Origin of the sequence: Pelagibius marinus (assembly GCF_014925385.1) — a bacterium.
Classification (GTDB): domain Bacteria; phylum Pseudomonadota; class Alphaproteobacteria; order Kiloniellales; family Kiloniellaceae; genus Pelagibius; species Pelagibius marinus.
This window is the reverse complement of record NZ_JACSDK010000015.1, coordinates 74,677-96,795: the sequence shown is the minus strand read 5'-3', so window position 1 is coordinate 96,795 and position 22,119 is coordinate 74,677. Positions and strand designations below refer to the sequence as shown.

General features: G+C 67.6%; 24 protein-coding genes. 20 read left to right on the top strand and 4 right to left on the bottom strand.

Annotated elements, in window-relative coordinates; all coding sequences use genetic code 11:
* Positions 1–25: 25 nt before the first annotated feature.
* Positions 26–961: a glycosyltransferase family 9 protein gene (locus H7X47_RS18235; protein WP_193370165.1), complete on the bottom strand. Its 936-nt coding sequence runs from the start codon at positions 959–961 to the stop codon at positions 26–28.
* Positions 962–1,184: 223 nt separating this feature from the next.
* Between H7X47_RS18235 and H7X47_RS18230 the strand changes: the two genes are divergently transcribed.
* The 6 genes from H7X47_RS18230 (at position 1,185) to H7X47_RS18205 (ending at position 7,412) form a co-directional block, all read left to right on the top strand.
* Positions 1,185–1,964 carry a hypothetical protein gene (locus H7X47_RS18230; protein WP_193370163.1) on the top strand — a complete coding sequence of 260 codons (780 nt, stop codon included), beginning with the start codon at positions 1,185–1,187 and terminating at the stop codon, positions 1,962–1,964.
* A gap of 41 nt (positions 1,965–2,005) precedes the next feature.
* Positions 2,006–3,058, top strand: coding sequence for a glycosyltransferase (locus tag H7X47_RS18225; protein ID WP_193370162.1), 1,053 nt, complete (start codon positions 2,006–2,008; stop codon positions 3,056–3,058).
* A 23-nt stretch (positions 3,059–3,081) separates the two neighbouring features.
* On the top strand, positions 3,082–4,431 hold the full coding sequence (locus tag H7X47_RS18220) for a dihydroorotase (protein ID WP_193370161.1): 1,350 nt from the start codon (positions 3,082–3,084) through the stop codon (positions 4,429–4,431).
* Positions 4,432–4,620: 189 nt separating this feature from the next.
* Complete coding sequence (locus H7X47_RS18215; protein ID WP_193370160.1) at positions 4,621–5,478, top strand: hypothetical protein; 858 nt, start codon at positions 4,621–4,623, stop codon at positions 5,476–5,478.
* Between the two features lie 283 nt (positions 5,479–5,761).
* Complete coding sequence (locus H7X47_RS18210) at positions 5,762–6,451, top strand: DUF6345 domain-containing protein (protein ID WP_193370159.1); 690 nt, start codon at positions 5,762–5,764, stop codon at positions 6,449–6,451.
* A 13-nt stretch (positions 6,452–6,464) separates the two neighbouring features.
* Positions 6,465–7,412, top strand: coding sequence for a hypothetical protein (locus H7X47_RS18205; RefSeq protein ID WP_193370158.1), 948 nt, complete (start codon positions 6,465–6,467; stop codon positions 7,410–7,412).
* Positions 7,413–7,466: 54 nt separating this feature from the next.
* Here H7X47_RS18205 and H7X47_RS18200 read toward each other — a convergent pair whose 3' ends face one another.
* Positions 7,467–8,528: a lipid A deacylase LpxR family protein gene (locus H7X47_RS18200; protein WP_227010598.1), complete on the bottom strand. Its 1,062-nt coding sequence runs from the start codon at positions 8,526–8,528 to the stop codon at positions 7,467–7,469.
* Positions 8,529–8,895: 367 nt separating this feature from the next.
* Between H7X47_RS18200 and H7X47_RS18195 the strand changes: the two genes are divergently transcribed.
* The 11 genes from H7X47_RS18195 to H7X47_RS18145 all read left to right on the top strand — a co-directional run bounded on the left by H7X47_RS18195 (position 8,896) and on the right by H7X47_RS18145 (position 17,692).
* Positions 8,896–10,011, top strand: coding sequence for a porin (locus H7X47_RS18195; protein ID WP_193370157.1), 1,116 nt, complete (start codon positions 8,896–8,898; stop codon positions 10,009–10,011).
* 144 nt (positions 10,012–10,155) lie between these two features.
* Positions 10,156–11,325 carry an acetyl-CoA acetyltransferase gene (locus tag H7X47_RS18190; protein WP_193370155.1) on the top strand — a complete coding sequence of 390 codons (1,170 nt, stop codon included), beginning with the start codon at positions 10,156–10,158 and terminating at the stop codon, positions 11,323–11,325.
* 9 nt (positions 11,326–11,334) lie between these two features.
* The gene (locus H7X47_RS18185) at positions 11,335–12,921 is read left to right on the top strand and encodes an acyl-CoA synthetase (protein WP_193370154.1); all 1,587 of its coding nucleotides are present in this window, start codon (positions 11,335–11,337) and stop codon (positions 12,919–12,921) included.
* The gene (locus H7X47_RS18180) at positions 12,918–13,436 is read left to right on the top strand and encodes a PCC domain-containing protein (RefSeq protein ID WP_193370153.1); all 519 of its coding nucleotides are present in this window, start codon (positions 12,918–12,920) and stop codon (positions 13,434–13,436) included. Before H7X47_RS18185 ends, H7X47_RS18180 begins: the two co-directional genes overlap by 4 nt.
* Entirely contained in the window at positions 13,433–13,819 is a 387-nt protein-coding gene (locus H7X47_RS18175) for a PCC domain-containing protein (protein WP_193370151.1), read from the top strand. Before H7X47_RS18180 ends, H7X47_RS18175 begins: the two co-directional genes overlap by 4 nt.
* 29 nt (positions 13,820–13,848) lie before the next feature.
* Complete coding sequence (gene acuI / locus H7X47_RS18170) at positions 13,849–14,835, top strand: acrylyl-CoA reductase (NADPH) (protein WP_193370150.1); 987 nt, start codon at positions 13,849–13,851, stop codon at positions 14,833–14,835.
* A 4-nt stretch (positions 14,836–14,839) separates the two neighbouring features.
* Positions 14,840–15,514 (top strand): class I SAM-dependent methyltransferase, encoded by a 675-nt coding sequence (locus H7X47_RS18165; protein ID WP_193370148.1) that lies wholly within the window; start codon positions 14,840–14,842, stop codon positions 15,512–15,514.
* A gap of 18 nt (positions 15,515–15,532) precedes the next feature.
* On the top strand, positions 15,533–16,441 hold the full coding sequence (locus H7X47_RS18160; RefSeq protein WP_193370146.1) for a lipid kinase: 909 nt from the start codon (positions 15,533–15,535) through the stop codon (positions 16,439–16,441).
* Positions 16,438–16,872: a hypothetical protein gene (locus tag H7X47_RS18155; protein WP_193370145.1), complete on the top strand. Its 435-nt coding sequence runs from the start codon at positions 16,438–16,440 to the stop codon at positions 16,870–16,872. Before H7X47_RS18160 ends, H7X47_RS18155 begins: the two co-directional genes overlap by 4 nt.
* Positions 16,873–17,000: 128 nt before the next feature.
* A complete protein-coding gene (locus H7X47_RS18150) occupies positions 17,001–17,180 on the top strand; it encodes a PLDc N-terminal domain-containing protein (RefSeq protein WP_193370143.1) in 180 nt (59 codons plus the stop codon).
* Between the two features lie 143 nt (positions 17,181–17,323).
* Complete coding sequence (locus tag H7X47_RS18145) at positions 17,324–17,692, top strand: hypothetical protein (protein WP_193370141.1); 369 nt, start codon at positions 17,324–17,326, stop codon at positions 17,690–17,692.
* 4 nt (positions 17,693–17,696) lie between these two features.
* Here H7X47_RS18145 and H7X47_RS18140 read toward each other — a convergent pair whose 3' ends face one another.
* Positions 17,697–18,950, bottom strand: coding sequence for a winged helix-turn-helix domain-containing protein (locus H7X47_RS18140; RefSeq protein ID WP_193370140.1), 1,254 nt, complete (start codon positions 18,948–18,950; stop codon positions 17,697–17,699).
* A 299-nt stretch (positions 18,951–19,249) separates the two neighbouring features.
* Between H7X47_RS18140 and H7X47_RS18135 the strand changes: the two genes are divergently transcribed.
* From H7X47_RS18135 to H7X47_RS18125, 3 genes are all read left to right on the top strand, one after another.
* On the top strand, positions 19,250–19,909 hold the full coding sequence (locus H7X47_RS18135) for a peroxiredoxin (RefSeq protein ID WP_193370139.1): 660 nt from the start codon (positions 19,250–19,252) through the stop codon (positions 19,907–19,909).
* 37 nt (positions 19,910–19,946) lie between these two features.
* Positions 19,947–20,837, top strand: coding sequence for a sulfurtransferase (locus tag H7X47_RS18130; protein WP_193370137.1), 891 nt, complete (start codon positions 19,947–19,949; stop codon positions 20,835–20,837).
* Positions 20,838–20,923: 86 nt separating this feature from the next.
* Positions 20,924–21,652 (top strand): MBL fold metallo-hydrolase, encoded by a 729-nt coding sequence (locus H7X47_RS18125; protein WP_193370136.1) that lies wholly within the window; start codon positions 20,924–20,926, stop codon positions 21,650–21,652.
* 55 nt (positions 21,653–21,707) lie between these two features.
* Here H7X47_RS18125 and H7X47_RS18120 read toward each other — a convergent pair whose 3' ends face one another.
* Positions 21,708–22,106 (bottom strand): response regulator transcription factor, encoded by a 399-nt coding sequence (locus tag H7X47_RS18120; protein ID WP_227010597.1) that lies wholly within the window; start codon positions 22,104–22,106, stop codon positions 21,708–21,710.
* Positions 22,107–22,119 lie beyond the last annotated feature (13 nt).

Sequence of the window (22,119 nt, the reverse complement as noted above, 5' to 3'; positions counted from 1 at the left end):
GGACGGTGCTGGCAGGTCCTGACTGTCAGGTTTTCGCCGGCAAGGCTTCCAGCACTTCTTCGAGCGACAGCTCCGCCAGGCGCTCGCGGCGCAGGGTGGCGACGCTGGGGCCGCGCGGGGCGATCTTGGCCGGGTCGGAATCGTGGGAATAGAGCACCAGCGAGGGCGCGCCCGCCGCGGCGATGAGGTGCATGGGCCCGGTGTCGTTGCCGACGGCAAGCTCTGCACGGCGGCCGAGCGCGGCGAGGGCCTCCAGGCTGGTCCTGCCGCAGAGGTCGCGGGCGCCCGGTGCCGCTGCGGCGATTTCGGCGATCTCCGCGCGTTCGGCCTCGGCGCCGAGCAGCAGCGGCACCAGGCCGCGCGCCAGCAGGTGGCGGGCCAGGGCGGCGTAGTGCGCTGCCGGCCAGCGCTTGCCCGGCCGGTGCGCTGAGCCGCCGGGGACCAGCAGGGCGAAGCGCTCCGGTAGCTCAAGGCCGCTCACATCGGCATCCAGGAAGGAGAGGTCGGGCAGGCCGGGAATGGGCACCCCGGCAAGGGCCAGTTGCTGGCCTTCGCGCTCGCAGATGTGCAGCACCTGGTCGCTTGGCTGGATGTAGCGGTGCGAGCAGCCGGGCACCACGCCCACCCACTCGGGCTTCGGCGACGGCAGCAGGCGGAAGTAGCCGCCGCTGCGGTCGGAACGCTGCAGGTCGTAGACCCGCTGGAAGCGGCCGCCGGCGAGCTGCCGGCGCAGGGCCAGCCAGGCGCCGGGCTGCCACCAGGCCGGGCGCCGGTCGATCCAGACCCGGTCGAAGCAGCCGCTGGCCTCGGCCATGCGTTCGAAGGGCGCTGTGGTCAGCAGAGTGATCTCCGCTTGCGGGTGATGGGCGCGGATCGCCTGGAAACTGGCGATCGACAGGATGAAATCGCCGAAGGCCGACAGCTTGATGACCAGGATGCGGGAAGGGGAGCCTGAGGACATGGATTTCCACTGCGGGAAGGGGCGGTCGGGATACAGGCCGCCGGAGGTCGGGTGCTGGCGACAGTCTAGCAATCTTCGCGGCACCGTCACAAAGCCGCAAGGCCGTCGGCCCCTCAAGCCGGCAGCGGCTGTCACGAGATTGAAATTTTTCATCCAGGTGACATAGTGGCGTCTCATTCCTGCAAGGCGTCTCAGCGCCCAGGCACAGCCGAATCGGGAAAGCATGTCTCAACTCAGCGATACCAGCGCCGACACCGCCGGAAGGCAGACCGTGCAGCGTCTGCAGGCGGCGGAGCGTCTGCCCGTGCTGCTCTACCTCTGGCTGCCGCTGGTGATCGCCGGGGTGCTGTCGTTCACCTGGCACCTGAACCCGGACTTCTACAGAAGCTACGTGGTCGGCGAGATCGGTCTGCTGGAGGCGACTCACGTCATCGTCCCGATCATTTCCGTGATCGTAGCGCTGCGCATCCTGCTGCTGGCGGAGGTGCGGCGCGACCGCCTGGTCTTTGTCTGGATTCTGCTGGGCCTGCTGGGCAGCGTCTACATGGCGGGCGAAGAGGCGAGCTGGGGCCAGCACTACGCCGGCTGGCTGACGCCGGAGAGCTGGCAGGCGATCAACGATCAAGGCGAGACCAACCTGCACAACACCTCCTCCTGGCTCGACCAGAAGCCGCGCACCCTGCTGGAGATCGGGGTCATCGTCGGCGGGATCATCATTCCGCTGCTGGCACTGCGCCGTCCGGCGATCCGCGCAGGTCGCTTTGCAGTCTTTCTGCCGCCGCTGGTCTGCCTGCCGGTGGCCTTGATCGGAGAGACCGCGAAGTTCTCGGAGCGTCTGCAGTCGAAGGGCCTTTGGGATCCGGTGATCTTCTACCAGGCCAGCGAGGTGCAGGAGCTTTACTTATCGCTCTTCATCCTTTTCTATCTGATCGTGTTCCGCAATCGACTGCTGGCCCGGCGGAAGGCGGGGCTGCCGGCGCGTTCCCAGGCCGCCGGCCGCTGAATTCGCCGCCGGGCGCAATCCAAGGGAGTTTCACCGGTTCCATGCCGCGCCTGCTGCAAGCCCTGGCGGGCGCTCCGCAAGGCGGCGCCGAGATGCACTTCCTGCGTCTTTGTCTTGCGCTGAAGCGGGCTGGTGTCGAGCAGCGCGTGGTGATTCGCCCCCACGAAAAAAGCCTGGAAGTACTGCGCGCCGGCGGGATCGAGCCGGTGACCGCGCCCTTCGGCGGCCTCTTCGACTGGCAGACCAGGAAGATTCTGCAGCGTGAGATCGCCGGGTTCCGGCCGGAACTGGCGCTGACATACATGAACCGCGCCTCGGCGGCCATGCCCAAGGGCGATTTTCTGCACCTGGCGCGGCTCGGCGGCTACTACAGCATGAAGTACTACCGCAACTGCGATCACCTGGTCTGCATCACGCCGGACATCAAGGCGCACTGCGTAAAGCACGGCTTTGCCGAGGAGCGCGTGCACGTCATCCCCAACTTCGTCGAGGACAAGAGCGCGACTCCGCCGGCCGACCGCGCGAGCCTGGACACGCCCGCCGAGGCGCCGCTGATTTTCGCGCTGGGCCGGCTGCACGAGAACAAGGCCTTCGACATCCTGCTGCAGGCGGTGGCGCGGCTGCCCGGCGCCTACCTCTGGCTGGCCGGCGAGGGACCGCTGCGCGAGAAGCTGGAGCGCCAGGCCGCCGACCTGGGCATCGGCGGGCGGGTGCGTTTCCTCGGCTGGCAGCACGACGCCGCGCCCTATTTCGCCGCCGCCGATCTCTACGTGGTACCGTCGCGCCACGAGCCCCTGGGCAGCGTGGTGCTGGAAGGCTGGATGCACCGCCTGCCGATGGTCTCGGCGGCCAGCCAGGGGCCGTCCTGGTTGATCAAGGACGGGGAGAACGGCCTGCTGGTGCCCATCGACGACGCAGCGGCCATGGCGGCGGCCCTGCGGCGCCTGATCGACGACCCGCAGACCGCCGAACGTCTGGCCCAGGCCGGCCGGACGGCCTTTGAGCAAGGCTTCACCGAGGACGTCGCCGTGCGGCGCTACCTTGACCTCTTCGAGCGCCTGCTGGCGGGGCGGCCCGCCGCTGCGGCGTCGTAGCCCTAGATAAGAAAGACTGAGCGATGGCCAAGGACTGGGATCTCATTGTCACCGGCGGCGACGTCTTCACGCCCTCCGGGCTGGTCTCCGCCGACGTGGCGGTGGCCGAGGGGCGCATCGTCGACATCGGCGCACTGGACCGCGCCCGCGCCGACGAGGTCTTCGACGCCAAGGGCCTGACGGTGCTGCCGGGCGTCATCGACACCCAGGTGCACTTCCGTGAGCCCGGCCTGGAGCACAAGGAAGACCTGGAAAGCGGCACCCGTGCGGCGGTCATGGGCGGCGTCACCGCGGTCTTCGAGATGCCGAACACCAGCCCGGCGACCATCGACGAAGCGGCGATCAACGACAAGCTGACCCGCGCGGAAGGGCGGGCCTGGTGCGACCACGCCTTCTTCGCGGGCGCGGCGGCGGAGAACGCCGAGCGCCTGGGCGAGCTGGAGCGCCTGCCCGGGGTCTGCGGGGTGAAGATCTTCATGGGGTCCTCCACCGGTTCGCTGCTGGTGCACGAGGACGAGGATCTGCGCCGCATCCTGAAGCACGTCAATCGCCGCGTCGCCGTGCACTCCGAGGACGAGGTGCGCCTGCGCGAGCGCTTCGAGCTGATCCGCGAGGGCGGCAAGGTCTCCCAGCACCCCGAATGGCGCGACGTGGAGACCGCCGTGCGCTCGACGAAGCGCCTCTTGAAGCTGGCGCGCGAGGCGGGCAAGCGCATCCACGTGCTGCACGTGACCACGGCGGAGGAGGTGCCGATCCTGGCCGCCGCCAAGGACATCGCCACCATGGAGGTGACGCCGCAGCACCTGACCCTGGCGGCGCCCTATTGCTACGAGGAGATCGGCAGCTTCGCGCAGATGAACCCGCCGATCCGCGAGGCGCGCCACCGCGAGGCGCTGTGGGAGGCGGTGCGCCTGGGCATCGTCGACGTGGTCGGCTCCGACCACGCGCCCCACACCCGCGAAGAAAAGGCCGCGCCCTATCCGCGCTCGCCCTCGGGCATGCCCGGCGTGCAGACCCTGCTGCCGCTGCTGCTGGACCACATGAACGCCGGCAAGCTGACCCTGGAACGCCTGGTCGACCTTACCTCGGCGGGCGCCCAGCGCATCTACAACATCGCCGGCAAGGGCCGCATCGCCGTCGGCTACGACGGCGACTTCACCGTCGTGGACCTGAAGGCCAAGACCCACATCGAGCAGGCCTGGCTGCAGTCCAAGTGCGGCTGGTCCCCTTTCGAGGGCAAGCCCATCACCGGCTGGCCGATGGCCACCATCATCCGCGGCCACGTCGCCATGCGCGACGGCGAACTGCGCGGCGGCCCCACCGGCCGGCCCGTGCGCTTCATGGAAACCCTGCCGCACGGCGGCGGGGAGTAGGGCTTCAGGCCGTTTCGGCGGCCGTCTTCGCCTGGCAATTTCGGGTAGACGTGACCCTTCCGGGGAGCCTGTGCGCTTTGCCACAGCTTCCGGGCGATGCTTCAATGTTGTCTGATGCCGTGGAAGCGAAGGTGCGGCCATCGCTTCTCAGTGAACCCAGTTGCAACTCACCCGACGTGGAGAGAGACGATGACGGTTACGCTGTTTACGGATACGGATTTCAAAGGCGGCAGCCAGAGCTTCGCCCGCAACAAATCCAGCCTGAAGGACACCAAGGTCGGCAACAACCCTTCCTCCATCAAGATCACCGGCGGCGAGCCGGTGCTGCTGTTCAAGAAGGAAGACTGGAAGGGTGGCGTCCTCTATGTGAAGGGGCCGAAGAACGTCAGCAACCTCGGCTCGAAGAAGGCGGGCGGCAAGTCGGGCTTCAAGAACGGCATCACTTCCCTGCGCCGCACCCCTTTCGACCTGGACCTCAACGTCACCATCGTGAAGAACTCCAAGGGCGAGTTTCCCGGTGACTGGAACTCCTCCAGCACCGCCGAGAAGGCCGTGCTGACGATCGTCAATCACGTGAACAGGTTCTACGAGGACTGCGGTGCGCTGCTGAAGCTGTCGGTCGCGCACTGCACCTTCCGCACCGACGACAACAAGTTCGTCGTCAAGCGCGGCGGCGCCGATTACCCGGCATCCTGGAAGCGTTCCGGCGAGATCGACGTGGTCTTCGTGCACGATTTCAAGAAGGTCGGCACCCAGGCCAAGAGCAAGCCGCCGGGCTTCGGCAAGTCGATCACCGTGGCGGCCATGGCCGACTTCGTCGGCGGCGGCTCGGGGGCTCGCACGACCGAGGAATTGGCGCGCTCCCTGGCCCACGAGCTGGGCCACTATTGCGGCATCCATCATCCCTCGGCGAACAATTCCAAGAAGAACATCATGTTCAAGGAAGGCAACGGCGATTCGATCTTCGACCGCGTGATCAGCGCCGACCAGATCGAGGAGATGCACACCACCTTGTCGAAGAACGTCTTCCGCAAGGGTGATCGCTGAAGTCTTTCGTTCAACCGCACGCGGCGCCGACGGCTGTCGGCGTCGTGACGGCGCAGTGAACACTGTGTCACTTGATGGGTACCAAGGAATTCCCATCGGAATCGGCTGCGGCATGGGTCTAGGATAGCGGCATTCAGGCTGCTTCAGACTACCTGCAAGGTATTGAACGTCCGGCTCGCAGCCTGCCGAAAGAGCGCGCGGAACCAGTCTGCGCCGACGGTAAGCCGGGCCTTTTGGAGATGCATGTCTCCACGCGACATCTGGAAAATTGGAGGAAAGAACCATGGCTAAGCGCATGGGCTCCTGGTGGATCAAAGACGGTATCGACGGACGCCGCAAAGAGGCCCAGGGCTTCCCCGCGACCTTCGCCCTGGCATCCGGGTTCGACTGGACCGAGGACCACGGCGATTCAGGCGTCCTCGAAAAGGATTTCGTCGTCACATCCAACTATCAGGAGAAGAGCGAGAAGGTCGACTGCCTGATGATGTCCTCGCACGGGAATCCCAACGGGTTCTCCACGTCCGACGGGTCGGTCTCCACGGGTGACAACGTGGATTTCGGCATCGGCGACCTCGAGGTCTTCGCCACCCACGCCTGTGCTCTGCTGGAGCACACCTCGTCGAATTCGGTCGGCCGCTGGATCCCGGCCTTCGAGCGGCTGCACTATATGTGCGGCTTCCACAACAGCTCCTACTCGGGCGGCGGGCAGGACCCGCGCGGCCAGTACTTCGCGATGTACGGCGGAGCTCTGCACTATCTGGTTTCGTTCTTCCCGCACTACACCATTCGTGATGCCTGGAAGAAGGCGAACCAGCTCGTCGAAGGCTCGAACGTGCAGTGGGCCTATCTGCGCGCGGAGGGCAAGACCTCCGGCGGGTCCAACGTCTCGACCTACAACGAGAAGATCACGAAATCGGAACCGTCCGATCCGAGCCAGAACCGGACCTTCTGGACGGCCCGCGGCTCCTGCTGAGGAGAGCACGAAGATGACCATCGACATGAAGCAGATCAAGTTTCGGACCAAGATGCCGGAGATCCCCGCGGCCCTCCACGCCGTGCGCGTGGCCGCGCCGCCGCTGGAGGAGCGCCGTGAAGGCATCTCCCGCCTGGCCGGCCGCCTCGGCCTCGGCAAGTTGCGCGAGATGGAGACGGAGAACAGCCGGGTCTGGGCCGGGCGTGACGGCGATGTGGAGTTCTTCCCGGCCTCCGGCGCGGTGTGGTCGCGCAACCTCTCCGCCTCCGAGGCCCATCCCAACGAGCTGCGCGAATGGCCGGACCTGGCCGAAGAAAGCGACGACAATGGCGACACGGTGTTCACGCTCGGCAAGAAATCGTCGCGGGCCGTGACCGGCTACGCGCATGAGGTCCTCAGGGAAGCGGGTTTCGACCTTGCCCACGTGGCGACCGAGCGCGCCGAGCTGATCCAGGTCGCCCAGCTTTCCGAAAAGGGCGAGGTCCTGTCGCGCGGTGCGGGCGATGCGACGCTGAAGCTGAACTACGCTCTCGACGGCATGCCGGTGATCGGACCGGGCGCCAAGACGGAGATCGACCTGGAGCCGGACCCGGACAACGACGCCGGCGTGCGCACCGTCGGCGTGTTCCACGTCTGGCGGCGCCCGCTGGAGCGGCGCAAGGTGGAGGTCGGCAGCGCCGAGGCGGCGCTGGCGGCCGGCCTGCTGAAGGACCCCGACCTGACCCTCGCGGTGAAGCAGGGCGGCCGGGTGACGGTGGAGGAACTGCAGCTTGGCCTCATGGCCCTGCCGGCGCCGGCGCGCCAGGCTTATCTCTTCCCCGCGCTGGCGGTTGCCGGGCGGGTCGATCTGCCCAAGGGCAAGCTGGAGTACTACAACTTCGGCCGCTACTGCCACGTCGCGACCCCCAAGGCCTACGCGGCGGCGGAAATCTACGCCGACTACGTCGCGCGCCCGAACTGAACCGGACCTTTGTGAGGCCGTCCGAGCCCTGCACCGCGCAGCGGCCGGGCGGCCTCAGAAGCGCAGCGACACACTGAAGGTGCCGAACTGGTCCGGAGCGTCCTGCTCGCGGAATTCCTTGGTCCGCCACAGGTGGGTGTAAGCGAGGCGCACGCGCTCGCCCAGCATCACGGCGATCCCGGCCTGCAGGTCCGCCACCAGCGGGTATTTGTCGACGCTGTGGCTGTCCTGGAAGGTGTTGCCGTCCAGGAAGATGTTGCGCAGCACGACGCGCCCTTCGGCGCCGGCGAAGAGATACCAGCCGAACCAGTCGTCGGGGCGGAAGTAGTCGGAGCCGGGCAGGGCGGGCCGGATACGCGGCGGGCCGTAGTCGGCGGGCAGGTCGTCGCCGATGCGCAGGGTCAGGCCGCCGGCGCCGTAAGTGTAGACGTTGCCCAGAGCGCCGCCCAGATGCGGCGTGACGTCGAACTGCAGCTGGTCGAGCAGCGGCAGGTCGCGCAGCAGCGGCACGTCTCCTTCCTCGGCCTTCCACAGGTTGCGCCACTTGTGCTCGTAGTAGAGAACGATACCGGGCTCATTCTTCAGCTGGTTGTCCCACCCCTCCGGCGTCTGCACGCCGATCAGCTTGTGATATTCGGTCTGCGTCTGCTCGGCCAGCGAGGCCGGTCCGACCACGCCGAGGTTCAGTTCCAGGTTGTCGAGCCGGTCTTCGGTGGCGGAGACCAGGCCGACCCCGGCGTAGAGCCAGCCGGCGTAGGGGCGGTCGTCCTCGATCAGCTCGTGAACTTCGATGCGTTCCGGCGTGAACATCTCCTGGCCCAGGCTGTAGGTGACCCGCAGGCTGCCGTCGTCCGGGAAGATCGGCAGGGCCTTGCCCGCGTCCTCGATGAACTCCGGCACGATCCCGTCCGGCGAGAGGGCGCTGAGGCGCATGCCGTGGGTAAAGTGCTGGTCGGAGCCGCCAAAGAGGTCGTTGCTGAATTGTCCGGTGATGATCCAGGCGGGGTCGGGGTCGCCGTCGCGGCCTTCCTCGGCGCGGCAGACCGCGGCCAGGGGCGGCAGTGAAACCGTCAGGAGCAGAAGGGCGAGTGCTTTGAATATTCGGGGAGTTATCAAGGTTGTTGCCGGGACGGGTTGGGAGGTTGCCGGGTGATTGCCTGCGCGCGATCCGGTCGCCAGTGTGCCATGCGATCCGCCCCCGCTGAAACACCTGTTCCGCGGCCAAGCCCGGGAAACCGCCAAGAAGCGGCGCCCGCGCAGGCAGGAGGCCCGGGAAAGACCGCGCTTCGCGCTTTGTAGTCCCTTGTAATGACTGTTTGCAGCGGCCAGTCGTCCCCTGTCACCGGAAAAAATTGGTTGCTTGACTCACGATACAGCTTAATCGACTGTTTTGATTAGAATTAACCGCTAAAGGTGTGGTTGTTTAGGGGCGGCGCAGACCGTAGTGGAGACCGAATGGCAGAAGCCGGGGAATTCTGAAGGCATGGGACGTTCGCAGGCCGTGCCTGGCACCTCGGCCGGCGCCGCCGGCGCGCCGCGCTGCCGGCGGGTCAAAGCCGCTCTGCTGACCAGCAGCGCCGTGGGAGTTGCCGTAGCCACGGCGCAACCGGCCGGCGCGCAGGAACTGGAGCTCTCGGGGTTCCAGCAGTTCTTTGCGTCCGCCGGCGATTCGGACGGGGACACTTCCGACCGCGGCTTCGGCTTCACCACCGACACCGAGGTGCACGTCAACGGTTCGATGATGGCCGATAACGGCATCACTTTCGGGTTTCATGTCGAGTTCGAGGCCGATTCCGGCGCCACCAACAACGTGGACGAGAACAGCATCTGGGCGAGCGGTGACTTCGGCAAGCTGGAGTTCGGCAACAACGACGGCGTCGAGGACACGTTCCTCATCAACGGAACCTCCACCGGCGTGAACTATGGCTCGGTGGGGAATCCGACCTCGACCTTCCTGAGCAGCGCCTTCACGGGAGAGGCGCGGACCTCCGACGAACTGCGGATCGGCAGCCTGGAAACCGCTGACGCGACCAAGCTCTCCTACATCTCCCCCACCTTCGGCGGGTTCAACTTGGGCTTCAGCTACACCCCGGACACCGCGGACGGCGCCAGCGGCAACGACTTCCACGGCGCCCAAGTCACCGGCTTTCACGACAATGTTTCCTTTGGTCTGGGCTACGACGGCACGTTCGACGGCGTCAGCCTGGAGGCCGCGGTCGTCGGCGCCTTTGCGCACGCGGATGTGGAGCCGCAGGACGACATCTACGGAGTAGGAGGCGGCCTGGCGCTCGGCGTCTCGGGCTTTACGGTGGCCGCGGGCGCCATTTGGGACGACCTCAACGGCAACGGCGGGGAGGGCTGGTCCACCGACCTGGGCCTCGCCTACGGCAGCGGGCCATGGTTTTTCTCGCTCAACGGCATCTACTCGAAGGATGAAGATTCCGGTGACGAGCTGCTCGGTTCCTCCGCCAACGTCCGCTACAACCTGGCGCCGGGTGTCAGTATCTTCGCGGTCGGCTACCTCGGCGAGGAAGACCTGGGCGCCAACGACACCAACGATATTCTGGCGATTTCGAGCGGGATCAGGCTCTCCTTCTAGTGCCGCGGCCCGGCGGAATGCTTGGGCTTGCGCCGCTGTGGCAAGGCTGCGCCCACCCTGTACCCCTGGGGGGCGCTTTGCTATGCTGCGCCGCAAGAACTCACCGCTTGAACAGCGGGTGACGCACCCTTAGGGAGAATCGAGATGACCGCCTGTATTGTCGGCTGGAGCCACACGCCTTTCGGCAAGCACGAGAACGACGACATCGAGTCCCTGGTCGGCCGGGTGGCCGTGCAGGCGCTGGAGGATGCCGGTATCGGCCCGGACGAGGTCGACGAGATCTTTGTCGGCAACTTCAACGAGGGGTTCTCGCGCCAGGCCTTCCCGTCCTCCCTGGCGCTGCAGTTCAGCGACCACTTCCGTTTCAAGCCGGCCACGCGCGTGGAAAACGCCTGCGCCTCCGGCTCCGCCGCCGTATACCAGGGCCTGAAGTCGATCGCCGCCAGGAAGGCGCGCTTCGTGCTGGTCATCGGCGTGGAGAAGATGACCGCCATCTCCGGCAAGGAGATCGGCGACGTGCTGCTGAAGGCGTCCTACCAGAAGGAGGACGGCGAAATTGAGGGCGGCTTCGCCGGGGTCTTCGGCCTCATCGCCCAGAAGTACTTCCAGAAGCACGGCGACCAGTCCGATGCCCTGGCGGGCATCGCCGCGAAGAACCACAAGAACGGCGTGGAGAACCCCCTGGCGCAGATGCGCAAGGACCTGGGTTTCGACTTCTGCCGCAACGTCTCGGAGAAGAACCCGCTGGTCGCCGGCCCGCTGAAGCGCACCGACTGCTCGCTGGTCTCCGACGGCGCGGCAGCCCTGGTGCTGAGCGACGTGGAAAGCGCCCTCAGCCTGAAGAAGGCGGTGGCCTTCCGCGCCGCCGAGCACGTCAACGACTACCTGCCCATGAGCAAGCGCGACATCACCCTCTTCGAGGGCTGCGAGCAGGCCTGGGGCCAGGCGCTGGAGTCGGCCGCGGTGAAACTGGACGACCTGAGCTTCGTGGAGACCCACGACTGCTTCACCATCGCCGAGCTGCTGGAATACGAGGCCATGGGCCTGACCAAGCGCGGCCAGGGCGCCCGCGCCGTCGCCGAGGGTTGGACCGAGAAGGACGGCAAGCTGCCGGTCAATCCCTCGGGCGGCCTCAAGGCCAAGGGCCATCCGGTCGGCGCCACCGGCGTTTCCATGCACGTCCTCTCCGCCATGCAGCTGACCGGCACGGCCGGCGGCATCCAGGTGAAGGACGCCAAGCTGGGCGGCATCTTCAACATGGGCGGCGCCGCCGTGGCCAACTACGTCTCGATCCTCGAACCCCTGCGGTCATAAGTGCCCGCCATGGGCGATGCGATGAACCTGGGGCGCCTGCTGTCCGACACGGCACGGCGTCTGCCCGACGCGACGGCGCTGGTCTGGGGCGACAGGACCTGGACCTGGGCGCAGACCAACGCCCGCGTCGACGCCCTGGTCGCCGCTTTGCGCCGCCGCGGTCTCGGCAAGGGCGATCCGATCCTGGTGCAGGCCAAGAACTCCAACCAGATGTTCGAGAGCATGTGGGCGGCCTTCAAGCTGGGCGGCGTCTGGGTGCCGACCAACTACCGCCTGACCCCGGCCGAGGTCGCCTATCTCGGCTCTTCCTCCGGCGCCAAGGCGATGATCGTCGACGACAGCTTTCCGCAGCACGCCGCGGCGGTGCGCGAAGCCTCCCAGGCGCTGGAGCGTGTCATCGTCATCGGGGAAGCGCCCGACGGCGAGGAGTCCTACGAGGCCCTGGTGACCGAGGATAACGGCGGTGACGTGGAGGAGGCCGAGGTCGATTACGACGACCCCTGCTGGTTCTTCTACACCTCCGGCACCACGGGGCGGCCCAAGGCGGCGGTGCTGACCCACGGCCAGCTCGCCTTCGTCACCAACAACCACCTGGCCGATCTCATGCCCGGCACCACGCACTGGGGCGACGCCTCGCTGGTGGTGGCGCCGCTCAGCCACGGCGCGGGGGCGCATGCCCTCTCGCAGGTGGCGCGGGGCACCAAGTCGGTGCTGCTGGCCGGTGAGAAGTTCGACGAGGAAGAGATCTGGCGGCTGGTCGAGGAACACCGCATCACCAACATGTTCACCGTGCCGACCATCCTGACGCGCCTGGTGCGCCACCCGGCGGCCGATCGCGTCGACCATTCCTCGCTGCGCTACGTCATCTATGCGGGCGCGCCCATGTACCGCGCCGACCAGAAGGAAGCGCTGCAGAAGCTCGGCAAGGTGATCGTGCAGTACTACGGCCTGGGCGAGGTGACGGGGAACATCACCGTGCTGCCGCGCGAGGCGCACAGCCTGGACGACGACGAGATGCCGCTCGGCTCCTGCGGCTATGCCCGCACCGGCATGGAGGTCGCCATCAAGGACGCCGAGGGCAGGCGCCTGCCCGCCGGGGAGCAGGGCGAGATCTGCGTGCGCGGTCCCGCCGTCTTCGCCGGCTACCACAACAACCCGGAAGCCAACGCCAAGGCCCTGAGGGACGGGTGGTTCCACACCGGCGACCTGGGCAGGCTGGACGAAAGGGGCTTCCTCTACATCACCGGGCGCGCCTCCGACATGTACATCTCCGGCGGCTCCAACGTCTATCCGCGCGAGGCCGAAGAGGTACTGCTGACCCACCCCGCCGTCGCCGAGGTGGCGGTGCTGGGCGTGCCCGACCCGGAATGGGGCGAGACCGGCGTCGCCGTCGTCGTGCTGGAGGCGGGTCAGAGCGCCGGCGCCGAGGAACTGCTCGGCTTCCTGAAGGACAAGCTGGCCCGCTACAAGCAGCCGCGCCGCGTGTTCTTCTGGGACGAACTGCCCAAGTCCGGCTACGGCAAGGTGCCCAAGCACCTGATCCGCGAGGAACTTTACGCGCGCGGCGACCTGGCATCGGAGACGGCGGCACAATGAGAAGGCTCGTACAGCCCGGCGCAGCATTGCAGCCGCGCCGCCTCCTGGAATGGGCGGCGCCGGTGAGCGATCTGCGCGTGACGCTGACGGGCGGCCAGGACCTGTTGCGCGGCCTCGTGGCGGCGCTGGCGGGCAAGGGCGTCGCCCATGCCGCCGTGCAGATTGTCGCGGCCGAGATCGAGCGCATGGCCTATCTGACCGGTGCCGAGGACCCCAGCGGCGAAAGGGTCGCCACCTACGGAGCGCCGACCTGGCTGGAGGGGCCGGTGACCCTGTTGGGCGCCAACGGCATCCTGGGACCCGGCCCGGACGGCGACACCCTGTTGCACTGTCATGCGGTGGTGGTTGACGCCGAAGGGCGGCTGCACGGCGGCCACCTGCCGCCGGGCGACGTGCTGCTCGGCAGCGGCGGCGCGGTGGCGCTGGTGACGCCGCTGCGCGAGGCGGCCTTCGCCGCCAGCTACGACAGCGAGACCAACTACCCGCTGTTCCAACCGACAAAGCTACCGGCATGAGCGAGGCGGCGACCTTCGAGGAAGGCAAGCTGGGCCGCATCGCCGTGGTGCGCCTGCGCCCCAACGAGGACCTGGTGGGCGCGGTGGAGGCGGCCTGCGGCGAGCACGGGCTCAGCCACGCGGTGGTGCGCTCGGCGGTCGGCAGCCTAGTCGACGCGGTGCTGGAGGCCGGCGACAGGGTCATCCAGGTGCCGGGCCCGGGCATCGAGATCCTGACCCTGGCCGGCGAGGTCCGTCCCGACGCCGGCGGCAGGCCGCGGGCCGAGCTGCGCGGCACCATCGCCGACGGCAAGGCCCAGGTCTACGGTGGGCGCTTCCGGCGCGGCGCCAACCCCATCTGCATCACCTTGGAACTGGTCCTGCAGGAGTGGCTTCCGGCCTAGGCCGACGAGAAAACACAGGGAGAAAGACGATGTTCAAGGCGATCCTCCTGGAGGAAAGCGACGGTAAGGTTTCAGCCGGGCTCACCGAGCTGGAGGAGTCTCAACTCCCCGAGGGCGACGTCACCGTCGCCGTCGAATATTCGACGCTGAACTACAAGGACGGCATGGTGCTGAACGGCCTCGGCCGCCTGGTGCGCAGCTATCCGCATGTGCCCGGCGTCGACTTCGCCGGGACCGTCGAAGAGAGCTCGCACCCCGACTACAAGCCCGGCGACAAGGTGATCCTCACCGGCTGGCGGGTCGGTGAGCACCACTGGGGCGGCTATGCCGAGAAGGCCCGCGTGAAGGGCGACTGGCTGGTGCCGCTGCCCGAGGGACTGACGACAAAACGCGCCATGGCCATCGGCACCGCCGGGTTCACCGCCATGCTGGCGATCATGGCGCTCGAGGCCCATGGCGCTTCCCCGGACAAGGGTGAGGTGCTGGTGACCGGCGCCGCCGGCGGCGTCGGCTCGGTCGCCGTCGCGGTGCTGGCGAAGCTCGGCTACCACGTGGCGGCCTCCACCGGGCGGGCGGAGACCCACGCCTATCTGAAGGACCTGGGCGCCGCGACTCTCATCGACCGGCAGGAGATCGCCGAGCCCAGCGGCCGCCCGCTGGACAAGGAGCGCTGGCAGGGCTGCATCGATGCCGTCGGCGGGGCGACCCTGGCCTGCGTGCTGCCGCAGATCGCCTACCGCGGCTCGGTCGCCTCCGTGGGGCTGGCCGGCGGCAATAAGCTGGAGACCACGGTGATCCCCTTCCTGCTGCGCGGGGTTAACCTGCTGGGCATCGATTCCGTGCTGTCGCCGCCGCCCGAGCGCAGGGAAGCCTGGGCCCGCCTTGTGCACGAGCTGCCCATGGACAAGTTGGACGGCATGATCAACGACGCCAAGCTGGCCGACCTGCTGACGCTGGGCGGCGACATCCTGAAGGGCCAGGTGCGCGGCCGCGTCGTGGTCGATGTCCGGGCCTGACCGCATGACCCAACCGCACGCCGTTTCGGCGCAGAGCGATACCTGGGCGGGGCAGGCGGCCTATACCCCGTTCAGCCTCAGGATCTACGACGCCCTGGTGCTGGGGCTCTCCAGCCGCTGCTTCTGGCGCTGCCCGTCTTCGGAGATGCTGGCGGTCTACGACGCCAATGTCAGCGCCAACCACCTGGATGTCGGCGTCGCCACCGGCTACTACCTGGATGCCTGCCGCTTCCCGGTGGCCCAGCCGCGCCTGGGACTGCTGGACCTCAACCCGCTGTGCCTGGAAACGGCGGCGCAGCGGGTCGCGCGCTATCGACCTGAGACCTACCAGGCCGACGTGCTGGCGCCCATCGACCTGCCGGTCGAACCCTTCGATTCCCTCGGCATCACCTTCCTGCTGCACTGCCTGCCCGGACCGATGGCGCGCAAGGCGGCGGCCTTCGCCAACCTGAAGCCGCTGCTCAATCCCGGCGCCCGCGTTTTCGGCAGCACCATCCTGGGGCGCGGCGTGCCGCACAACGCGCTGGGCCGGCGGCTCATGGCTCTCTACAACAGCAAGGGCATTTTCGGGAATGCGGAGGACGACCCGGAGGGGCTGCGCGCGGCGCTGAGCGCCTACTTCGACGATGTCGAACTGCGGCTGCAGGGCGCCGTCGCGCTCTTTACGGCCCGCGCGTGAGACGCGGTGGGACGAGACTTGGCAGAGGCTGACCGCTCGGCCCTGGTGCTGACCAACAAAAACAGCGGCGGCGACGACAGTACGCTGGAGCCGGCGCTGGCGCGCCTGGAAGCGGGTGGCTTTAACGTCACCCTGGAAGCGCCCGACAGCGTCGAGGATCTGCGCCGGCGGATCCGCGACAGCGGCGCCAGCACAGTGATTCTCGCCGGCGGCGACGGCACCATGAGCGCGGCGGCGCCGGCCCTCATGGGGCTGGAGCGGCCCTTCGGGATCTTGCCGCTGGGCACCGCCAACGACCTTGCCCGCACCCTCGACATTCCCTTCGATACCGCCCAGGCGGCGGAGGTGATCGTGGCGGGGCGGACACGCCGCATCGACCTGGGTCTCGTCGACAGGCGGCCCTTCTTCAACGTCGCCAGCGTCGGCCTCAGCGCCGAGGTGGCGCGCGAGCACGAGGGCGAGCGCAAAGAGCGCCTGGGCGTGCTGAGCTATCCCTTGAGCGCCTGGCAGGCCTTCCGCCGTCACCGGCCGTTCCGCGCCGAACTGGTGATCGACGGTAAGTCGCTGGAGTGCCACTGCATTCAGGTGGCCGTCGGCAATGGACGCCACTACGGCGGCGGCATGACCATCGACGAAGAGGCGGAGATCGACGACGGCTGGCTGCGGGTCTACTACTTGCGGCCGGCGGGCCTGCTCGCCATGCTGTGGGTCCTGCCGGCCCTGCGTTTCGGCTGGTTGCGCCGTGCGCCGGAAGCGGAAGTGAAGCGGGCCAAGCGGGTCGAGCTGCGCACCCGGCGTCCGCGCGCCGTCAATGTGGACGGCGAGTTGGACGGCATGACGCCGGTGGTCTTCGAGGTGCTGCCCGGCGCCGTCGAGGTTTTCGCCCCGCCGCGTGCGGCCGGCGCAGAGGGAGGAGGCGAGGATTGAGCATCCTGCGTGACGAACGCCTGGTCGCCTTGCACGACCTGGTCGAGGCCTGCCGGGCCTCGGCGAGCCACTGCGATCTGGTGGCCGAGGCGATGGCGGAGGACCCCCGCGCAGAGTCCTTGCGGGACCTGGCCGAACAGCGCAATCGCGAAGCCGATTTCTTTGGCAAGCGTATGATCGCCGAAGACGATATCCCCGAAGGTCCGCCGGAGGAGCGCAGCCTGCTGCAGGCGGCCCTGGCGCGCGGCAAGGCGGCCCTGGCCGAGGACGGCGAGGACGCGCTGCTGGCGGACTGCCGGACCCGGGAGGAGGAAGTCCTGCACCAGGCGGAGGCGGCCGGGAGCGCCCCTCTGCGCGACGACGAAAAGGCCGCCGCCACGGCGCTGGCCGCGGACGCGCGGCGCCGCCTGGACGGCCTCTTTAAGGCGTAGAAAGTCGGAATTCCGCGAACTCCGGACGTTCGGCGGCAAGTGTGACGCTTTTGGGTGCAACCATTGCATTTGCGCCGCTGGCCCCACATGTCATCTTGGATATTTGACGAGCAGAAAAGAGACGAAAAATGGGTATTGAAGTCGGTGGAATATTCGGCCTCCTGCTGCTGGTGGCCGACATCTGGGCCATCGTGAAGACCGTCCAGAGCGGCGCTTCGACCGGCGCCAAGGTCCTCTGGATCGTCCTGATTCTCATCCTGCCGCTGCTGGGCCTGATCATCTGGCTCATCGCCGGGCCGAAGGGCTGACGCGGCCGCTTCGCGGAGCGTATTCAAGGAGCGGCGGTCTCCCAAAAAAGGGGCAGGAGCCCCGTGGATTTGCGCGCGGCATCGTGTAAACTCCCCGCAGCGACAAGCTGTCTGTTTCGCGAGGATATCGGAGGGTGCAGGGCGTGAAAAAGTTCATTATGAGAGGCTTCGCGGCCGCCGTTGTGCTGGCAGCCCTGGGAGCCCCGGTCCAGGCACAGCTCAACCCCTTCACCCGGGCTGGCTTCGAGCTTTCACCCGAAGACATCGAAATGGTCAAGGGTGCCGCACAGAAGCTCTACATCGATGAGTCCGTTCCTGTGGGCACGGTGGAAACCTGGTCGAATCCGAAGTCGGGCAACACCGGCTCGGTGCAGCTGATCGGCACCTTCGAGCACAAGGGCCTGCCCTGCCGGCGCCTGCAGCACGACATCAAGGTCAAGGATGTCGCCAATCCCTTCCGCTACATCTTCGATCGCTGCAAGGTTCCCAGCGGCGAGTGGAAGCTCCTCTAGCCGGCTAACCGGCCTGAAGACGCTGTTCGACACGGCGGAAGCGCAGCTCGCCGCGTAGCGGATCTATGTCCGGGTCGTTGCGCAGCACCGGCGCGTGCGACCAGCCTGCTTCGACGATCTCCTCCAGGACCTCGATGGCCTGCGGCACCTCGCCGGCACGCGCCAGGAAGCAGACGAGGTAGTAGCCCATGGGGTCGTGGTGTTGCAGCAGCGACGTCGCGCTCTCGAGCGCCACGTCCTTCTGACCCAGCTCGATCAGGCAGCAGGCCTTGTCGCAGAGCGCCCGGAAATCATCCGGATAGGCCAGCAGGTGCTGGTCGATCCGCTGCTCGGCGCGCACCAGGTCCGCGTAGGCGCCGCGCTCGTCGCCGATCCGCCGGCGCGACTTGGCGGCCAGCAGCAGGGAATGAAAGTCGTCCGGGTTCAGCTGCGCGGCATGCTCCTGCATCACCGCGGCGGAATGGAACTCGCCTTCGGCGAAGAGGGCACGGCCCAGCAGGTAGTGGGTGGGGCCGCAGTCCGGCCGGCGGCGCAGCGCCGCCGCGAAGCTGGCAAAGGCGCGCTGCCCATCCCCCGCGGCGGAGAAGGCGGTGCCCTGGGCGGCCAGCACCTCGTGGGACTGGGGATCGACGCGCAAGCCCGCCTCGCAGGCTTCGAGCGCCCGCGCCAGATGGTCCCCGCGCGGTCCGTAGTACATGTCGATGAAGGCCAGGGAGCGGGCAAGGCCCGCGTAGGCCGGCGCGAAGCCGGGCTGCGCGCGGATCACTTCACCGAAGCCCTGGGCGGCGGCGTAGATGTTTATGCTGCCGCCGCAGTCGAAGGCCCGGCAGGACTGCAGGTGAAGCGCATAGGCGCTGAGATCGAAGCCCTGCACCTCGGCGCGCAGCAGTGTCGCCAGGTCGGGCGCCGGTTCCACGGCGTCACAGGTCTGCGCCGCCAGCAGCAGGCGGTAACCGGACTTGTGCACCGTCTCGATGCAGCGCGGCGCCCGCGCCGTGTCGCAGAGGGCGCGGCGCAGTTCGGCGATGGCCTGGGTCAGCACTTCCTCGCCCACCGTCACCTCGGACCAGACCCGGTCCAGCAGGTCGTCGCGCGTCACGACGTTGCCCGCCGCGGCGGCGAGGGCCGTGAGCACCCGCATGGCTTTAGGTGAGACGCGGCGCGGGCCGCTTTTTCCGGTGATGGTCCGTGTGGCCGGATCCACCAGGGCATCGCCGAGGCGGAACCTGCGCCCCGGAAATTCACGATCTCTTTCCATTGAACCTCCCAAAGTCGGCTGTCCTTTGGGGCGCGTATCTTGGTGAGGCATTGTTTCAGCCGGATTTCACCGCAGCGCTTTCTCACCACTCCGGGTCACAAGTCTGTGAAGTGGCCACACCTGAGAGGTAGTGCGCGGCGCGGAGGGGGTGGTGCGCCGGGTTTCACAATTTCTTTCTGATTTCCTCAGGTTTTCCGGCGCCGGCGCCGCCTAGTCTCCGGCCCCGGACCGCAGGCTGCCGCCGGCGTCTGCGCTCCCCTGCCCGCAGCAAGCAACCTGAAAGCAAGAAGGAAAGCATTATGGCGTTACGACTAGGCGAGACGGCCCCCGACTTCACGGCCGAAAGCACCGAAGGCACGATCCGCTTCCACGAGTGGATCGGTGACAGTTGGGCCATCCTCTTTTCCCACCCCAAGGATTTCACGCCGGTCTGCACCACCGAGTTGGGCTACATGGCCCGGCTGAAGCCGGAGTTCGAAAAGCGCAACGTGAAGGTGGTCGGGCTCAGCATCGATCCCGTCGAGGATCACCGGCGCTGGCTGGCTGACATCGAGGAGACCCAGGGACAGGCGCTCAATTACCCGCTGATCGGTGACAGCGACCTGCAGGTCGCGAAGCTCTACGACATGCTGCCGGCCGGGGCCGGCGAGACGTCGAAGGGCCGGACGGCGGTGGACAACGCCACGGTCCGGACGGTTTTCGTCATCGGCCCCGACAAGAAGATCAAGCTGATGCTGACCTATCCGATGAGCACCGGCCGCAATTTCGACGAGGTGCTTCGCGTCGTCGACTCTCTCCAGCTCACCGCCAATCACGCGGTGGCGACCCCTGTGAACTGGAAGCGGGGCGAGGACGTGATCATCGTACCGGCGCTGTCCGACGACGACGCGCGCAAGAAGTTCCCCGACGGCTGGCACGCGCCCAAGCCCTACCTGCGCATCGTCGCCGCGCCGGTCTGACCGGCGCCCCGGCATAGCTGAAAAGGAAAGCATCATCATGAACCTGAAAAAGCTGCGCCGGGGCCTCGCCCTGGCGCTGGTCGCGATGGGGCTCGGCGCCTGCGCCGGCCCCGTGGCGGCCCAAGACTACGCCAATTCGCATCTGCTGACCGGCACCGGCGATCTTGCCAAGATGATCGCGGCGGAGCAGGTGCGTGTCGTCGACGTGCGGCCGCGCGAAGCCTATGACGCCGGCCACATCCCCGGCGCCGTCCACCTGGGTGCAGACGACGTGATCGATCCCGACAGCGCCGTCGAGGGTAGCCTGCTGATGCCGGAGGTCCTGACCCAGATGCTGGGCTGGCGCGGCATCGATAAGGAAACGCCCGTCGTCTTCTATGACGACAAGGGCGGCTTTCACGCGGCCCGGCTGTTCTGGCTGCTCGAGTACTTCGGGCACCGCCAGGCCAGCGTGCTGAACGGCGGCTTCCCGAAGTGGCAGGCCGAGGGGCGCAGCGTCAGCACCCTGGAGCCCGAAGTCGCGGCCAAGGCCTTTTCTTTCACGCCCATGCCGCGGCGCCTGGCTACGGCGGACTGGCTGCTGGACCGCCGCGACGACGCCTCGGTCGTGGTCATCGACGTGCGGCCGGAGAAGCTCTACCAGGCCGGCCACATTCCCTGGGCCAAGTCCATCCCCTGGAAGCTGAACCTGGCGCAGGACGGCACAATGCGCCCCGCGACGGAGCTCAACCTGCATTTCGCGTCCCGCGGCGTGACGCCGGACAAGAACGTCGCCGTGCACTGCCAGAACGGCAAAGCCGCCGCCCACACCTACTTCACGCTGCGCCTGCTGGGCTACCCGCGGGTGCGCAGCTACGACCGCTCCTGGGCGGAGTGGGGTCTGGCCGACGACCTGCCGAAGTCGGTTGCGGCGGGCAAGAAAGGTTAGCCCGCGTCTTTCCGGCACCCTGGCCCGGCGCTGCCGCCGGGCCAGGGCGGCCGCAGCTGTCGCCGCAAGCCAGACAGGAGGGATCCATGATCTTCCAGCAATATTTTGAACCGGTTACCTGCAGCTTCAGCTATCTGATCGCGCGACGCCGGGGCGGCGAGGCCCTGCTGGTCGACCCGCTGCGCGATCAGATGGACCTCTATCTGGATCGCCTCGCGAGGCTGGACCTGAGGCTGGTCAAGGCCGTCGACACGCATTTGCACGCCGACCACGTCACCGCGCTGGGCGGCCTGCGCCGGCGGACCGGCTGCACCACCATGATGGGCGCTCCCACGCGCTGCGAACTCGTCGACCTCAGGCTGCAGGACGAGGAGGTCATCGACGTCGACGGCCTCAAGCTCCGCGCCCTGCACACGCCGGGCCATACGGCCGATTCATTCTGCTTCGTGGCGGCGGACTTCGTACTGACCGGCGACACACTGCTGATCCACGGCACCGGTCGCACCGATTTTGAGGACGGCGACGCCGGCGCGCAGTACGACTCCCTGCACGGCAAGCTGCTGCACTTGCCGGAGGAGACGCTGGTCTATCCCGGACACGACTACAAGGGACGCAAGATCAGCAGCATTGCCGAGGAGCGGGCGCTGAACCCGCGCCTCAACGTCGGCTCGCGGGAGGCCTATATCGAGCTCATGGCCGGCCTCGACCTGCCGCCGCCGCGCCAGATGGCTGTGGCGGTGCCGGCCAACCTGATGCTGGGACTGCCGGCCCGCCGCCGCGGGGCCGTAGGCGGAGCCGGGCGGGCGCGCGCCTAGAGCAACCGGCGTCCGGGCGGACGCGGACAGGTTGCTCCAACCAATCAAGATAGATCTAGACGCCGCTGCCCGGCGGCTCTGCGGCGGAGCCGTTGACGCCCGCCAGTTCGCGTACGTGCTGCACGATATCGCGGTTGGAGAAGGGCTTGGTGACGAAGGCGTCGGCGCCGAGACGCAGCGCCGTGTGGCGGTCCTGCTCCTGGCCCTTGGCGGTGAGCACCAGGACCGGCAGGGCTTTCAGGGACGCCTCGCTGCGTACCCGCTTCAGCACCTCGAAGCCGCTGTGCGGCGGAATCATCACGTCCAGCACCAGGACGTCCGGCGGCTCGCTGAGCAGACGTTCGATGGCGGTGTCGCCGTCCAGCGCCGCGGCTACCTGCCAGCCTTCCCGGCTGAATACGAAGCTCAAGGACTCGACGATATTCGGCTCGTCCTCGACGATCATCACACGCATCGACACAACTTCC